Genomic DNA, 14949 nt, shown 5'->3' with positions numbered 1-14949 from the left:
TCTTTCTATTGTTAAAAACTGTTACTCCCAGAACAGTTGATCCAGTGTCTTATCCAAGGCCTTACAAATTGCCAGGCAGAGGCTGAGGGTCGGATTGTATTTCCCTGCCTCGATCAAGCCAATGGTCTGGCGCGTCACTCCGATGGCATCTGCAAGATCCCCCTGGGTCATATCATGCTCGACCCGGGCCATTTTTAATTTGAGATTTTTCGCCACATGCTTTTCCTTTCTTGTTTTTATAGCTATATTATACACTATATTTTCTATTTTGCAATATATATCTTACATTTTGTAAAAAATATTTTCGATACACAAAAAAAGCCTGGATTCCCAGGCTTTTTTTCTTATTTTCTATTAATCTTTAGATAAACTTCCATCTTTTGTTTGGGTACGGGCATAGGCAATCAAGAGAAGAGAACCTGCAATAGCAACTGTCAAAGCATTAACAGAACCTGCTACAACTCCCTGAAGAAAGACCTTGTTAGCACTTTCTTTGTAGATCATCACATCTCCAATCGGTGCAATCAATCCCCAAATAAGCAAGTTGGCAATGACTTGAACAACGTTAAAGACGATCAATTCTTTCTTGGTCACTTCTCCTTTGAGGTTACCGATTTGTTTGCGGAACAAACCAACAAAGAGACCAAACAAGCCACTAGAAATAATCCAAGTCCACCAGAGGCCATAGGTCATGGCATCTTTAATAGCATGACCGATTAAGCCCATCAAGAAACCAACAATCGGACCAAAAATCACACTAAAGAGGGCTTGAAGAGCGTATTGCAACTGAATATTTGTATTTGGAGCAGGTGCCGGAATTGGAATCATTGCAATCACGACAAAGAGGGCTGCTCCAACCCCAATAGCTACAACATCCTTAATTGAAAAAGCTTGTTTTTGTTTCATTTTTTATCTCCTATTAATTTTCCATTTTTCTAATTTCAATATGCCAAGAAGCCCCAACTCCTACATTATAGGCCTTGGCAAAGGATCCCTGGTTGATGGCAAGACCAACACGGTAGAGGGAATTGATATAAAGGATTGGCTGTCCAATCCGCACATCGGCGAAGGACTTACCATAGGTCACTTGGTTTTGGTAAACCAGCATGTCATTGTTATAAATGGTTACTTCAAAGCGTTCCCCAAATGCGGGTTCCAAATGATTAAACTCTTCCCGAGTAATCGAGGTCCAAAGAGAACCAAAGCGCACATCCAAGATGTCAACGGCTCCTTTGACAAGATTGTCCTCTATAACAGTCTCCACCACAGGAATTTCTACAATATGTTCAACACTGAGCTCTGGCCCCACTTCCTCAAAGCTGATATGCCCACTGGCCAACTTAGCTCCTGTATAGGCATAGACATCACGCCCGTGGAAGGTATAAGAAAACTCTGTATTGGCCCGACGGTTTTTGACCTCTGAAATCTCACGGATAGCAACAATCCCTACATGTTTCTTGATGAAAGATAGGGTTCCATTATCCGGAGTGACAATGTATTGATTCTTCGCTGTTTTGGCTACAACGCTCTTTCGTTTAGAGCCGACACCTGGATCAACGACAGAGACAAAGGTTGTTCCTTCTGGCCAGTAATCCACCGTTTGAAAGAGGCGGTAACTTCCTTCAAAGATATTATAAGGGGTAATGTCATGGGTCAAGTGGTGTATCTTGAGGGTTGGTGATTCCTCTAAAGCAACCCCGATCATAGCAGAGACAGCCCCATCTACCAGACCAAAGTCTGACTGAAGGACTAGTAAATTATTGTGCATATTTCTTCTCCATCATGTTATTTTCTATCTAGCTTTTGATAGACCAATTGTCCAAGAAGATAACCTAGTAGAGCTCCAAGAAGAAGGGTCAATAAAAACCAGCTTACTGTCTCCATATTCGACGGTACCATAACACGTTCAATATAATCCATCGTTTTCCCACGTGCTTGTAAAGAAGCACGGTAACTAGCCGGTTGGATCCACATCATCAGAATGGGCCCTGTCGTCGTAAAGGAAAAGAGGAGGAAAGACAAGGCATTGCCTAACTTCGACTGGTAGTGTCCACGGGCTGCGACCAATTCGGCCAAAAGACCTCCAACAACAGCAGGAAGAAAGGCTCCAGCTCCATGACGGGTGAAAAGGAAAAAAGAACCAATCACAAGAGCGACTACTAGAATGGCTCCTGTTCGTTGAATTTTTTCAACATAGACTCGATAGATCCCTCCACCAACTAGGGCGGAGAAGGCTGGAGCATAAAACATGTTTCCTCGATTGTCAACCAGACTTCCCAGTAGGACGCCTAATCCAATGGCAAGAAAATACAAGCCTGCAAAGGCTGCAACCTGCTTAAACTGATGTTTCTGTATCATTTTTATTTACCTTACCCGTCCTCATCGGTGACTAATTTTTTTGGTTAAGAAATCACCAATAAATTGAATAAAGAAAATCAACAGCAGAATCAAGAAGGTTGCTAGCAAGGTAACGTCATTATTAAAGCGTTGGTAACCATATGAAATAGCCACGTTTCCGAGACCACCTGCTCCAATCGCACCCGCCATGGCTGTTTCACCAACCAAGGAAATGAGGGTCACGGTTGTGACACGAATCAAATCAGGAAGTCCTTCACGAAGGTAGACACCAACAATATCCCAAAAGGTTGCCCCACTAGCTTGAGCTGCTTCAATCACACCACGGTCAAGCTCAGATAAAACGACTTGAACTTGGCGGGCAAAGAAAGGAAAGACAGCTAAAGATAGGGGAACTAAGGCCGCCGTAGGACCAATCCCAGTTCCGACAATCATACGAGTAAAGGGATTGATCAAGGCTAGCAAGATGATAAAAGGAATGGCACGGAAGATGGACGTGATTTTATCCAAGATATGGAAAACCAATTTATTCTCGATAATCCCACCAGGTGCTGTCAAGACTAATAATAATCCTGCAATGAGTCCCAATAAACCACCAATCACAAAAGAGATAAAGGTCATGTAAAGGGTCAGATAAATCGCTGTTCCCCATCCAGCTTGGCCACTCCAGCCCATCCGGTAAACATTTGGTAGATAGGTTTGAATAAAGTCAATCATGCATTACTCCCTTCTTTTAAGACACGCACAGAAACACCTGCTGCTTGTAGATCCCGCTGTGCTGCAGTTAGATTCGCTGCTTCCCCAGTAAGGATAACAACCAACTCACCAACAGGGGTATGATCCAAAATTTCAATGTTTCCGTGTAGAATATTAGCAGACACTTGGTACTGTTTATAAATATCGTTGATAATCGCTGTGTCTGTCACCGAACCAGAATATTTCAAATGGGCTAAAACAGAATCAGCTGGCAATTTCTTAACAATTTGTTGCTGGTTGATTTTCACCATAGCTTCCTCGATTCCTGTTGCAGTTGTGATGAAGTCTTGTGTCAATTCGTTCTTAGGATTAGAGAAGATGTCTAAAACAGAGCCTTCTTCAATCAATTCACCATTTTGCATGACAGCCACTCGATTGGCAATGTCTTTAACGATCTGCATTTCATGGGTAATCAAGACCACTGTCAAGCCCAACTTCTGATTCAGCTCTTGCAGAAGAGCAAGGATTTGTTTGGTCGTTTTTGGATCTAGGGCGGATGTTGATTCGTCAGAAATCAAAATCTTTGGATCGTTGGCGAGCGCACGCGCAATCGCCACCCGTTGTTTTTGTCCACCTGACAATTGAGCAGGATAGTTGTCCGCCCGATCTGACAGACCAACTAGTTCCAACAACTTGGCTACTTTTTCAGCCTTTTGCTCTTTAGATAAGTCTGAATGTTTGAGGGCAAAAGCCACGTTTTCAGCAGCGGTCATTTGGGCCATTAGATTGAAATGTTGGAAAATCATACCAATGTCCCGACGTTTTTGGCGTAAAGCCGCAGCATTCAACGTCACCTGGTCTTGATAGATGACATCGCCATCTACAGTGATAGTACCTGCTGACGGTACTTGCAAGAGATTGATGACCCGTACAAGAGTTGATTTCCCTGCTCCAGAATAACCAACAATCCCGTAAATATCCCCTTCATTGATATGAATGGTCACATCCTTCACGGCTACAATTTCCCGTTTTTTCTGATGAAAGGTAACATCGATATGGTCCAATTTGATAATTTCTTTACTCATAACTTGTGATTAACTCCTTAATTAATTCAATATGGGTATAGTAGTCAGCAATTTTCACATTCTCATCCCCACCATGATCTCGACTATTGGCATTTCCGATTCCAAAGGCAGCCATAGGAACTTGCAAGGCCTCAAAGACCGTATGCATGGGACCAGTGCCTGCAGTTGTTGGAAGGACACAGACCCCTTCTGGATAAAAGCGTTTGGCCAGATCAATGACATTGAGAATGGAAGGCGCACTCATATCGCTCCGATAACTCATTTCCCCTAGTGTATAGACGAGATCAATCTTCTCAAAGCCATTTTTATCCAACTGAGCACGAATCAATTCTAAGACTTGTTTGGGTTCCAAGCCAGGCACCAACCGAACTTCCATCTTGGCTCGAGCTTCTGCAGGTAGAATGGTTTTGACTCCTTGACCCTGATAGCCTGTCCCCAAGCCTTCAATGTTCATGGCTGGTTCAAAATAAAATCGTTTCAAGAACTCACTGCGTTCCTCTTTCAAGATAGGCAATTGGAGATTGTAAATCTCAGTCACATCGTTTGCTGTCTTATTGGCATAACGGTCAATCAAGGCCAATTCCCGCTCGTTAGGCTCCTCAATCAAATCATAGAGGCCATCCACCAAGATGCGACCGTCTTTATCTCGAAGGCTGGACAAAGCATTGAGCAGATACCAGGATGCTGACTCCACCACCCCACCATAGCTGGAATGGATATCCACATCTGCACTTTTGACCACCATGTCAAAGGTAACAATCCCCTTGTTTCCACCTGAGATTTCCAGTTCCCCTTGTTGGTTACGGGTCCCTTGTTCCCAGACTAAGAGGTCTGCCCCACGCAAGTGTTTTTTGTGCTTAGCTAGATACTTGTCCAGATCTGTTGAGGCAGATTCTTCTGCTCCTTCGATGATAAAGGTAATGTTAACCGGAAGGTCACCATTCTCACGGATATATTTTCGAATAGCCGTCAAGCGTGCGGTAATATGCCCCTTGTCGTCATCTACCCCTCGACCATACATGGTCCCATAATGGACCGAAAGCGTGAAGGGATCACTTGTCCAAGGCTGGTCGCCATCTGCTGGAACTGTATCGTAATGGTTGTAGAAAATGATGGTCTTCGCATCCGGATTGGGTGAAACAAATTTAGCAATAACAAATGGCGCTGTATAACTGTCATCAACAGTTACCTTAGCCCCTGCAGCTGTGAAGATTTCTCCCAAGTAGGTTGCCACTTCTTTTAGACCAATCTGCTGGGCAAAGATGGAGCGCTTGGAGATGAGAGTTCTTAGGACTTCAAAATAATGCTGAGCGACCTCATCGTTTTCAAATTTGCGTATTTGTTCTGTCTCTCTTGGATTCGACATCATTTCCTCCTACTATACACGATAAGAGGTAGAGAAAATCTTCTCCACCTCTCTATTCATCCTCTTGATTACCAAACTGGTTGGTCCATACCGTCTGAAGATTCTTCAATCACTTTCTTCACGTTGTCAGTATGGTAAGCTTTAATAATAGCTTCGATTGCTTTTGCTTTATCAGATGATTTCCAATCTTTCTTAGCTGCAATCAAGTTGTACCATTGTTTAGAATTGCTGTTTGCTTTTTCTACAAAGAGAGCTTTCTTGTAATCAATACCTGCTTCACGAACAAAAGTGTTATTGATGATTGCTGCATCAACTGATGGAAGTGAAGAAGCTGTTTGAGAAGCGTCCAACTCAGAAATTGTCAAGTTCTTTGGATTGTCTTTGATGTTGCTGATGGTAGCCAATTCCCCATCTTTTGTATCCAACTTGATCAAACCAGCTGATTCCAATACATACAAGGCACGGCTTTCGTTTGTTGGGTCGTTTGGTACTGCAATGGTACCTTTTTCAGGAATGTCTTTCACATCTGTGTATTTGTTCTTTCCATCTTTTGTACCAGAGTAAAGACGGATTGGCGCAATATAAGTATCTGCTACAGAAACTAGATCTGCGCTGTTTTCTTTGTTCCAGTTTTCAAGGTAGTTGTAATGTTGGAAAGCGTTGATATCCACATCTCCATCACGAACAGCTTGGTTTGGTTGTGAGTAGTCTGTAAACTGAGTGAATTCCAATTTGATGTTTGCTTTTGCATCATCTAAGTTCTTTTGCACTTCTTTCCAACGAGCTTCTTCTGTATCACTTAAGTTCATCACCCCAACTTTAACAGTTGTCACACCATCTTTATCAGATGATTTAGATGATTTTGAAGAACCACATGCTGCTAAAGCAAATGTTGCAACGGTAGCAAGAGCTGCTACTCCAAAAAGTTTTGTTAATTTCATATTCTTTTCTCCTTATGATGTTTTTAAATAACCTTATTTAATATCAGAAGCTTCTGGAAGGAAAGTTCCACCGAAGTACTTCTTAGACAATTTTTCCAGTGTCCCATCTTCGTACAATTCTTTGATCCGTTTGTTGACGAAGGTTTCCAATTCTTTCTCACCTTTAGCAAGGATTGGGTATACGTATGGTTGTTTATCGCTTGGTAGTTCGATGACCTCCAAGTTATCCAAGCCTTGGTCCTTGATGATGGCCTCAACTGTCAAACGTTCAAAAATCTTATAATCTGAACGGCCATCGCTCAAATTAGCCAGAATGGATTGGATGGTGCCCTCTGTATATTTGAGTTCTGTTGGATTATCCTTATGTTCTTTATTGTAGGCTTCCAACTGTTTCGCTGTAGAAGTTCCTTGGATGACCTCTGTAGACTTGCCACCGATATCATCTAATGACTTGATACCTGATCCTTTTTTAACCACTAAGACCACTGGGTTCTTTGCGTAAGGATTTGGATACAAGTATTTTTCCGCACGTTTTTCATCGTAGCTAAGGTTGCTGACACCGATTTGGTAACGATCACCGTCTAAGCCCGCAAAGATTGAAGACCACTCTGTCTTATTAAAGTTGACTTCATATTTTTCTGATCCTTTGAAGATTTCACGCATGACTTCGATTTCATAACCCGTCAATTCACCATCCTTATCATAAGTGAAGGGTTTGGTTGTTCCAACCGTTGCGACTTCAATGGTCCGTTTTCCACTTGATTGACTTGATGACTTTGATGAGCAAGCTACCAAAGTCCCAACTGCCGCCAAGCCCACAAGACTCAAACCAACATATTTGATGAATTTATTCAATTTCATTTGTTCTCCTTTTCACTAAAATTGTTTATTCCTCTGTAAAAAAACAGCTTTTTCCATCATATCAAAATTCCTAACTCTTGGGTATTATATTTTCTTTATGGAGGTGATAGGTTTTATCTATCACGTCTCATTTGGTTGAAAATTTTTCCAGCAAAGCGAGGGCATTTTCTACGTAATAGGGAACCGATACTGCAAAAGCAGCATCATCTATGACCATGCTATCATGGTGGAGATCCGGTGCATCCGGTGCACCATTCGATCCAATAAAAGCAAAAACCCCTGGGATTTTCTCCTGATAAAAGGCGAAATCTTCACCCGCTGTCGATGGCTGAGCCTCTACAACTTCTGCAAAAGACTTAGACCAGCGAAAGACTTTTTTAGCCAAGGCCTTATCATTATAGGTGACCGGGGGCGTCTTGCCCCATTCAAACTGGACCATGACTCCTGTACTATTGGAGATTTGCTCAATCACGCGAATGAAATCCGCTTTTAGGCGTTTCTGGAGATCTGGATTAAAGGTTCGAATAGTTCCTTCAAAATAACCAGACTTTGGTAGAACATTCCAGGTTGAACCAGCTTCGATATGGGTCACAGATAGAACGGCTGTCTCAAATGGCGAAACCGTGCGAGAGACCAAGGTCTGCAACTGCTGGACCATACTAGTGATTGCTACAACAGTGTCCAAACCGAGATCCGGCCTGGCAGCATGACTGCTCACCCCAGTGACAGTCACCTTAAATTTTTCAACCCCTGCCATCATAGCTCCTGGGCGCAAGGCCAACTGACCCGCAGGCAAAGACGGCATATTATGAAAGCCAAGGATAGCCTCTACATCTTCTAGGAGTCCGGTCGCTAATACAGCAGATGCTCCCTCAGAAGTCTCCTCAGCTGGCTGAAAGATGAAGCGAATCGTTCCCTTTAAGTCCGCTTCCATACCTTTTAGGACTTCTGCAGCCCCTAAGAGGCTCACCTGGTGGAAGTCATGACCACAGGCATGCATGACACCAGGGTTTTGACTTTGATAGTCGAGACCCGTGTTCTCCTGAATTGGAAGGGCATCAATATCTGCGCGAAGGGCAATGATAGGTTTACCCTGCCCAATTTCAGCAATCAAGCCTGTTTTTAATCCACTGTTTAAAATGCGTACACCAAGCTTTTCCAAATAGGCTTTGAGATAAGCTGTGGTTTGGTATTCTTGTCCAGACAATTCTGGATGCTGATGCACATAATGCCGAATGGGCACTAGATGTTCATAGGAAAATGAAACCATTTCTCGTCCCCTTTCTAGCATAGTTCTATTCTATCACTGTGATCTCTATTCGTCTAATTCCTATTTTTTTCTCTCAGTTATAGCTAGGGACTATATCATTATTTTCATGACCTCTCCCACCTTTCCTAAAAAGCCGAAGCACAAGAAAAAAACCTTTGAAGAAATCATCTTCAAAGGTCTATTTCTATTAGAATCCATCTACGTTGGTGTAGATTTTTTGAACATCTTCGTCGTCTTCAAGAACACTGTAGAGTTTTTCAAAGGTTTCCAAGTCTTCACCTGACAACTCTACTTCTGACTGAGGAATCATCTCCAATTCAGTCACTTGGAATTCTTCGATACCTGATTCACGCAATGCAACGATAGCCTTGTGAAGGTCAGTTGGAGCTGTGTAAACAGTGATGGTTCCTTCTTCTGCTTCGACATCGTCTACATCCACATCTGCCTCGAGCAAAAGCTCAAAGATAGCATCCGCATCGTCACCAGCAAAGACGATGACACCCTTGTTGTCAAAGAGGTAAGATACAGAACCAGAAGCTCCCATGTTCCCACCATTTTTACCAAAAGCCGCACGGACATTGGCAGCTGTACGGTTAACGTTTGACGTCAAGGTATCAACGATCAACATAGAACCATTTGGTCCGAACCCTTCGTAACGTCCTTCTGTAAAGGTTTCGTCCGTGTTTCCTTTTGCCTTATCGATCGCTTTATCAATCACGTGTTTTGGCACTTGCGCTTGTTTAGCACGGTCGATAACGAATTTCAAAGCAGTATTCAATTCTGGATCTGGTTCACCTTTTTTAGCGGCTACATAGATCTCAACACCAAATTTGGCATATACTTTTGAGTTGGCACCATCTTTGGCAGTTTTCTTGGCTACAATATTTGCCCATTTACGTCCCATGAGGATTCTCCTTGTGTTTGGTTCATATTATTTTCAATCTTTAACATTATATCACAAATCGCCTAACTTAGACTAGAATTTTCTATTTTTAGCGGGGGATTTTATGGGAACTTTCTTCCAGCAGAGAACTTGATAATTCTATATCAGCTATCAAAAAATCCCCACCCTCAAGTAAACTGTTTATTCTTCCACTCTCACCGGCACCCGGCCCCAGGTTTGTTCCGGTAGTTGGGGATGGCCCAATTGATAGACTTGGTCTGCTTGCTGACTCAGGGCATCCCAAGGTTCCTTACCAATCCGCGTCACAACGTTCACTTGACCTTTTAGTGACTTGAGGTGGGCTTGGCCTTTTTCAGTAAAGCCCAAGACATGGATAGCGGTCGGCAAGATTTCTTCTCTCGCACCTACTAAGATATAAGTCAAAATGCGGCGCACACGCGCCTTGGTATAGCGCTTGGTCGCCACCTGGTTAACCAAGTCTTCCACAGAGCTCGCGCTTCGAATGGCATCCTTTATCCGATTGGCCAGTTCTTCATTGACCTGAAATATCTGTGTCAGATCCGGATGGGTTAGGATTTGATAATTGAGCAGTTGAAAATAATCTTCCCAAGTCACCTGCGGAGCCGACTGAAAGAGTTGGCTATTGGGCATAAATTTGTCAACAAAGTCCTGATCTTCCTTGTTAAGGCGAAGACTCGTAGCAGAAGCATAGGCCACTTCTTTTTCTTCTGAATGGTAGCCCGCTCCCTGCCGTTGGATGGGCTTAAGCGCAATCGCCTTCCCAGCACAAGCCTTGGCATAAGCCAAGCCCAAGATATGGTTGGGAGTAGCCCCTGTAAACTCCACTCCAGCAAAGGTTTCCCACATCTTTTGGGTCTTTTGTGGATAGGATAAATCTTCTGGAAGACTTCGTAGGAAAGCTTCCATTTCTCTTTTTTTCTCAGAGTAAACTGTCGCAATCGCTTGGTAATCCAAGACTTCTTCTGTCCCAAAGGTCAATTGATCAATTCCCAGACGGGACAAGATCTCCACCGCGCCCTTGGCAAAATGGTCAGCTGACTGAACAGCCACGAGAAAGGGGAGCTCGACCACCAGGTCCGCTCCATTTTCCAAAGCCATCTGGGCTCGCGTCCACTTGTCTACAATGGCAGGCTCACCACGTTGGACAAAATTCCCGGACATAGCCACAATCTTCAGCCCCTCTGCCTGTTTCAGCAGGTACTTGTGCCCATTGTGAAAGGGATTAAATTCTGCAATAATACCTGTAACTGTCATACTGTCCTACTTCTGTGCCACGAAGAACCATCGTTTGCTGGTCTTTGTCGGCTCCTTATCTTCAAAGTCTGCGTACAATTTGAAAGATTTAAAGCCAGCCTGCTCCAATAAGATATCATAGGTCAAGACTTCATAGGTGCGCTCCTCATGGACTTCATCATGGCGACTAAAGGAGCCATCCTCTTCTTGGACGAAGAAGGTCAGCTCATGGACAATCGAATGAGGGGCTTCATCCTCGTAGGTATCCCAGAGCATGGCAAAATCTTCCGCATTTTCATGGTAAGAATAGCCTGGAAAAACCTCATCAGTCTGGTAGGTCGAATGGACATCAAAGATAAAAACACCATCTTCATTAAGAGCATTATAGACTTCTTTGAAGACATCTCCCACTTCTACTTCGTCTTGCATGTAGCAGATGGAATCGGAATAGCAGGTCACAAAGTCGTAGCTACCTGCTTGCGACAAGTCCAGCATATTGCCCTCGATAAAATCAATCTTTTGCTTGGCTGAAGCCGCTCTTTTCTCAGCGATTTTCAGCATATCAGAACTCAGGTCAAACCCTGTCACATCAAAACCAGCTTGGGAAAAGCGGACAGACTGAATCCCTGTCCCACACGCCAATTCCAGTAATTTTTTCTTATCTTTTGTCTTTGGGAGATGGCGGAGGGAAAAATCCGTCCACAAATCATACAGCCTGTCATCCATAACGGCATCATAGACAGCCGCAAAGGTTTCATAAGTCGCCATAATCATGATACAAAGAGCGTTAAAGACATAGAGAAAATAGAAAGCTTTCCGACGTATCATCAGACACCAAGAAAGTTACTCTGTTTCTCACAGCTTTTAGCTCGTGTTCCGTTACCAACCTAACCAAACACGAGGCCCCATCCTTTCTTTCCATAGAATTTCAATTTAACCAACAAAACCCAGTTGTCACCAACTGAGTTTACCTGCTTATGCTAGGGCTGCTGAAAGATCGACAGCACTTGCTTCATGCCAGAGCTTTTCTAGGTTATAATGAGCGCGCATTTCTTCTGAAAAGACATGGACCACTACACCACCTAGGTCAAGAAGGACCCAACCTCCAGCTGAATTCCCTTCTACATGGCTAGCATTAAAGCCAGCTTCAACAACCTTCTCACGAATATTTTCTGCGATAGCTTCCAACTGACGACTATTCATAGAGCTCGCGATAACAAAGTAGTCTGTCACACTGGTCAAGCTTTGAACATCCAAAGCTACAATATCTTCTGCACGTTTTTCATCGGCAGCTTTAACAACAAGTTCAAGTAATTCTTTTTCTTTCATTTAGTCCTCTTTCAAATATTTCACAAAGGCGTTGTAGGTTTCAAGGGTTTGGGGATAAATGGGCAATCCTTGGTGAGCCAGGTGTTCGACTGTACGAGCTGTTTCATAGGCCACCGCACGATCCAAGGAGACTTGGGCGATGTCCCGTGCTTGCTCCACCCCTGGAAAGGCCCGGTTGTGCTCAATATAATCTGCCACATAGACAATCTTGTCTAAGGTTGACATCTGCCCACTCCCCACTGTATGAATCTCAATACTGCGAAGAATGGCTGGATCTGTCAGTCCTAAATCTTCCTGGATCTTGTAAATCCCGACCATCCCATGCCAGACATTGTTGCCCCAGTTTTTTAATGCTGGATCCAGCTCATAACGATCGATCAAGTCTAAAAATTCCTGATCCGATAATTTCTTGGCATAGTCATGCAACAAACCTGCTAGGCCAGCCTGCTCTTCATCTGCCCCATAGCGTTTGGCCAAGTCACGAGCGGCCTTCTCAACTCCCAAACAGTGGGTTAGCCGCTTTTCTGGCAGGATTTGACTCATCTTTTCAAGCAAGACCTCACGAGAAAAGCCGAGATAGTTTTCATAGGTCATTGATACAATCCTTCTTTCTTGATGTAGTCCAAGACTGGTTTTGGCAACATAAAGTTGGGCGTCCGACCTTGAGCGATAAAATCTCGCACCATGCTAGAAGAGATATCCATCAAGGGAACATCGACCCAAATCACTGGGTAAGAGGTTCCCGCCTTGTAACGGGGACGTTGAACACCAACAAACTGGACTATCTCCACTAACTCGTCAATCCGATACCATTTTGGCAGGTAGTCCACCATATCAGCTCCAATGATAAAGTAATAGTCTGTATCCGGGTCTCGCTCATTGAGCAACTTCATCGTATCGTAAGTATAAGAAATCCCTTCACGCTCGAGCTCAATCGTCTCGATTTCTAGTCCTTCAATCCCTTCGATGGCTAGTTCTAACATTTTCAGGCGATGACGCTCATCAATGGTTTCTTTTTTATCCACATGCGGAGGCTCATATTCTGGCATGAGAAGGACCTTATCCAAGCCCAATTGTTGGCGGACCTGGTCTGCAACTACGAGATGGGCATTATGGACAGGATTAAAATTCCCTCCGAGGATTCCCACCTGTTTGCGTTTCTTGTCTTTAATCTCTGGCTCTAACTCCACCTTGGTAAAGGGGGTTAATAGTTCAATGGCCATATACCTGCTCTCCTGTTTCTCTTAGATCTCTTTTACTTTGACTGAAATCTTCCGGTTTTCTTTTTTGCTTGATTGTTTGTACAAAATCAGGATGCGTCCAATTTTTTGAACCGTATCCACACCGATTTCTTCTTCTAAGATTTCCGCTACTTCATGGATATTCTCATCCGTATTTTGAAGAAGGGTCACCTTGATGAGTTCGCGAGCGTCTAGTGCCTGGCGAACACTGGTTTTGATTTGATCATTGAGCCCGTTTTTCCCAATTTGGATAATGGGTTTGAGGCTGTGGGCTTGGCTATTGAGGAAAGCCCGTTGTTTGGATGTTAATGTCATGTTTTTTACTTCCTTTTTCTTGATCGTTATTTTAAGTGGTGGGGACGGCCGGAACTAATTTTTCAAAGATATCATCTTTGAAAAATGGATTTCCTCACCTCAAAATTGAGCCTTGGTCTCAATTTTGCCCTTGCCAATCGATCGATTGGCAACTACACCACGGCAATAACGATCTATTTATGAGCTCACTTGGTTCGCTCTTCAATTCCAATTTGTTCCAAGTTTTTAAATAATAGCTTTGCGTGATACGACGGCGACGCCTTCTGGTGCCCAGACGGCTACTTTGGCTTCTCCATTGACACGGATCCAGCCAAGTCCAGAGATGACGAGGTCCGTCTTGTCCTTGATGGTAAACTCATGAGAAACCAATGGTGGGAAGTCTTCTTTTTCCTTACCATTAGGAGGTGTTAACAAGCCACCGACATGCTTATCATAAAAAGCCGTCGCTCCTTCGAGTTTGGTTCTGTGAAGCTTGAGTTCGTTGTCAAAGAAGGCTGTAAAACCTTGCTTTTCTCCCTTGATAAAGTCAAAGCGTCCCAAACCACCTAAGAAGAGGGTTTGCTCTGGATTGAGCTGGTAGGTCTTGGGTTTGATTTCCTTTTTAGGACTGACATACTTGAGGTTTTTAGCGGTCAAGTAGTGAGCCATCTGGTGGCGATGGATAATCCCCGGTGTATCGTAGATGTAGGATCCATCGTCCAGTGGGATTTCGATCTTGTCCAGTGTCGTTCCTGGGAAGCGAGAAGTTGTAATAATATCCTTATCCCCAGTGATTTCTTGGATAATCGCATTGATGAGGGTCGATTTCCCTACGTTGGTCACACCCACCACATAGACATCACGGCCTTTGCGATGCTGCTCAATCTTTTCCATCAAGTCCTTAATGGCACTCTTGTTTTGGGCAGAGGTGAGGACCACATCAACAGGACGCATCCCTTCTTCGTGGGCTCGCTCCATCAACCAATGGGTCACCTTGTTGTCCTTGACAGACTTGGGCAGGATATCCTTTTTATTTCCGACCAAGAGAACATCATTTCCTGCTACAAAACGAGGCAATCCAGGAATGACGGAGCCATTAAAGTCAAAAATATCCACTACATTGACCACGAGGGCATCACTATCTCCTACTTCGTGAAGCAATTTTAGGAAATCATCATCTGTCAGATGCACATCTGTAATTTCATTGTAGTGACGGAGACGGAAACAGCGTTGGCAATAAACTTCGCCTGTTTCCAATCCCTTTTCAAGAGCTGATTGGGGAGTATAGCCTAGTCCCTCTTTGTTTTCTGTCTGAATGGGCGCTCCACAGCCAATACAGAATAATTCTTCCAT

18 protein-coding genes are annotated in these 14949 nt (G+C 43.6%); all 18 read right to left on the bottom strand.

Annotated elements, in window-relative coordinates:
• Positions 1-21: 21 nt before the first annotated feature.
• A complete protein-coding gene (locus tag I2D56_RS04315) occupies positions 22-216 on the bottom strand; it encodes a helix-turn-helix transcriptional regulator (RefSeq protein WP_023027179.1) in 195 nt (64 codons plus the stop codon).
• A gap of 138 nt (positions 217-354) precedes the next feature.
• Positions 355-906, bottom strand: a complete 552-nt coding sequence (locus I2D56_RS04310) for an ECF-type riboflavin transporter substrate-binding protein (RefSeq protein ID WP_117744604.1) — start codon at positions 904-906, stop codon at positions 355-357.
• Between the two features lie 13 nt (positions 907-919).
• Positions 920-1768, bottom strand: coding sequence for an SAM hydrolase/SAM-dependent halogenase family protein (locus I2D56_RS04305; RefSeq protein ID WP_023024179.1), 849 nt, complete (start codon positions 1766-1768; stop codon positions 920-922).
• Between the two features lie 17 nt (positions 1769-1785).
• Complete coding sequence (locus I2D56_RS04300; protein WP_042507479.1) at positions 1786-2364, bottom strand: MptD family putative ECF transporter S component; 579 nt, start codon at positions 2362-2364, stop codon at positions 1786-1788.
• A 15-nt stretch (positions 2365-2379) separates the two neighbouring features.
• Positions 2380-3072 carry a methionine ABC transporter permease gene (locus tag I2D56_RS04295; protein ID WP_006595735.1) on the bottom strand — a complete coding sequence of 231 codons (693 nt, stop codon included), beginning with the start codon at positions 3070-3072 and terminating at the stop codon, positions 2380-2382.
• Positions 3069-4136 carry a methionine ABC transporter ATP-binding protein gene (locus tag I2D56_RS04290; protein WP_195348050.1) on the bottom strand — a complete coding sequence of 356 codons (1068 nt, stop codon included), beginning with the start codon at positions 4134-4136 and terminating at the stop codon, positions 3069-3071. Before I2D56_RS04290 ends, I2D56_RS04295 begins: the two co-directional genes overlap by 4 nt.
• Positions 4129-5502: a M20/M25/M40 family metallo-hydrolase gene (locus I2D56_RS04285; RefSeq protein ID WP_117744608.1), complete on the bottom strand. Its 1374-nt coding sequence runs from the start codon at positions 5500-5502 to the stop codon at positions 4129-4131. The genes I2D56_RS04290 and I2D56_RS04285 overlap by 8 nt, the downstream gene beginning before the upstream one ends.
• A gap of 68 nt (positions 5503-5570) precedes the next feature.
• Positions 5571-6443, bottom strand: a complete 873-nt coding sequence (locus tag I2D56_RS04280) for a MetQ/NlpA family ABC transporter substrate-binding protein (protein ID WP_023024186.1) — start codon at positions 6441-6443, stop codon at positions 5571-5573.
• Between the two features lie 33 nt (positions 6444-6476).
• A complete protein-coding gene (locus I2D56_RS04275; RefSeq protein WP_023024188.1) occupies positions 6477-7304 on the bottom strand; it encodes an amino acid ABC transporter substrate-binding protein in 828 nt (275 codons plus the stop codon).
• A 127-nt stretch (positions 7305-7431) separates the two neighbouring features.
• The gene (locus I2D56_RS04270; RefSeq protein ID WP_042361209.1) at positions 7432-8574 is read right to left on the bottom strand and encodes an amidohydrolase; all 1143 of its coding nucleotides are present in this window, start codon (positions 8572-8574) and stop codon (positions 7432-7434) included.
• Positions 8575-8761: 187 nt separating this feature from the next.
• Positions 8762-9478, bottom strand: a complete 717-nt coding sequence (locus tag I2D56_RS04265) for a YebC/PmpR family DNA-binding transcriptional regulator (protein ID WP_006146163.1) — start codon at positions 9476-9478, stop codon at positions 8762-8764.
• Between the two features lie 180 nt (positions 9479-9658).
• Complete coding sequence (locus I2D56_RS04260; RefSeq protein WP_195348049.1) at positions 9659-10753, bottom strand: nucleotidyltransferase; 1095 nt, start codon at positions 10751-10753, stop codon at positions 9659-9661.
• Between the two features lie 6 nt (positions 10754-10759).
• Entirely contained in the window at positions 10760-11500 is a 741-nt protein-coding gene (locus I2D56_RS04255) for a class I SAM-dependent methyltransferase (protein ID WP_324250351.1), read from the bottom strand.
• 207 nt (positions 11501-11707) lie between these two features.
• Positions 11708-12061 (bottom strand): ribosome silencing factor, encoded by a 354-nt coding sequence (gene rsfS, locus I2D56_RS04250; RefSeq protein WP_120701680.1) that lies wholly within the window; start codon positions 12059-12061, stop codon positions 11708-11710.
• Positions 12062-12655 carry a bis(5'-nucleosyl)-tetraphosphatase (symmetrical) YqeK gene (gene yqeK / locus I2D56_RS04245; RefSeq protein WP_195348048.1) on the bottom strand — a complete coding sequence of 198 codons (594 nt, stop codon included), beginning with the start codon at positions 12653-12655 and terminating at the stop codon, positions 12062-12064.
• Complete coding sequence (locus I2D56_RS04240; protein WP_195348047.1) at positions 12652-13284, bottom strand: nicotinate-nucleotide adenylyltransferase; 633 nt, start codon at positions 13282-13284, stop codon at positions 12652-12654. The genes yqeK and I2D56_RS04240 overlap by 4 nt, the downstream gene beginning before the upstream one ends.
• A gap of 21 nt (positions 13285-13305) precedes the next feature.
• Positions 13306-13617, bottom strand: a complete 312-nt coding sequence (gene yhbY, locus I2D56_RS04235) for a ribosome assembly RNA-binding protein YhbY (RefSeq protein ID WP_006595720.1) — start codon at positions 13615-13617, stop codon at positions 13306-13308.
• A 225-nt stretch (positions 13618-13842) separates the two neighbouring features.
• Positions 13843-14949, bottom strand: coding sequence for a ribosome biogenesis GTPase YqeH (gene yqeH, locus I2D56_RS04230; protein WP_195348046.1), 1107 nt, complete (start codon positions 14947-14949; stop codon positions 13843-13845).

This window comes from Streptococcus australis (assembly GCF_015553625.1).
Classification (GTDB): Bacteria; Bacillota; Bacilli; order Lactobacillales; family Streptococcaceae; genus Streptococcus; species Streptococcus australis_B.
This window is presented reverse-complemented; position numbering and strand designations above follow the sequence as displayed.

Coding starts and splice junctions, on each gene's coding strand:
- I2D56_RS04260 (WP_195348049.1), bottom strand. CDS start 10,753: ATGACAGTTACAGGTATTATTGCAGAATTTAATCCCTTTCACAATGGG.
- yqeK (WP_195348048.1), bottom strand. CDS start 12,655: ATGACCTATGAAAACTATCTCGGCTTTTCTCGTGAGGTCTTGCTTGAA.
- I2D56_RS04255 (WP_324250351.1), bottom strand. CDS start 11,500: ATGGCGACTTATGAAACCTTTGCGGCTGTCTATGATGCCGTTATGGAT.
- I2D56_RS04265 (WP_006146163.1), bottom strand. CDS start 9,478: ATGGGACGTAAATGGGCAAATATTGTAGCCAAGAAAACTGCCAAAGAT.
- I2D56_RS04290 (WP_195348050.1), bottom strand. CDS start 4,136: ATGAGTAAAGAAATTATCAAATTGGACCATATCGATGTTACCTTTCAT.
- I2D56_RS04240 (WP_195348047.1), bottom strand. CDS start 13,284: ATGGCCATTGAACTATTAACCCCCTTTACCAAGGTGGAGTTAGAGCCA.
- yhbY (WP_006595720.1), bottom strand. CDS start 13,617: ATGACATTAACATCCAAACAACGGGCTTTCCTCAATAGCCAAGCCCAC.
- I2D56_RS04280 (WP_023024186.1), bottom strand. CDS start 6,443: ATGAAATTAACAAAACTTTTTGGAGTAGCAGCTCTTGCTACCGTTGCA.
- I2D56_RS04270 (WP_042361209.1), bottom strand. CDS start 8,574: ATGGTTTCATTTTCCTATGAACATCTAGTGCCCATTCGGCATTATGTG.
- I2D56_RS04275 (WP_023024188.1), bottom strand. CDS start 7,304: ATGAAATTGAATAAATTCATCAAATATGTTGGTTTGAGTCTTGTGGGC.
- yqeH (WP_195348046.1), bottom strand. CDS start 14,949: ATGGAAGAATTATTCTGTATTGGCTGTGGAGCGCCCATTCAGACAGAA.
- I2D56_RS04305 (WP_023024179.1), bottom strand. CDS start 1,768: ATGCACAATAATTTACTAGTCCTTCAGTCAGACTTTGGTCTGGTAGAT.
- I2D56_RS04310 (WP_117744604.1), bottom strand. CDS start 906: ATGAAACAAAAACAAGCTTTTTCAATTAAGGATGTTGTAGCTATTGGG.
- I2D56_RS04295 (WP_006595735.1), bottom strand. CDS start 3,072: ATGATTGACTTTATTCAAACCTATCTACCAAATGTTTACCGGATGGGC.
- rsfS (WP_120701680.1), bottom strand. CDS start 12,061: ATGAAAGAAAAAGAATTACTTGAACTTGTTGTTAAAGCTGCCGATGAA.
- I2D56_RS04285 (WP_117744608.1), bottom strand. CDS start 5,502: ATGTCGAATCCAAGAGAGACAGAACAAATACGCAAATTTGAAAACGAT.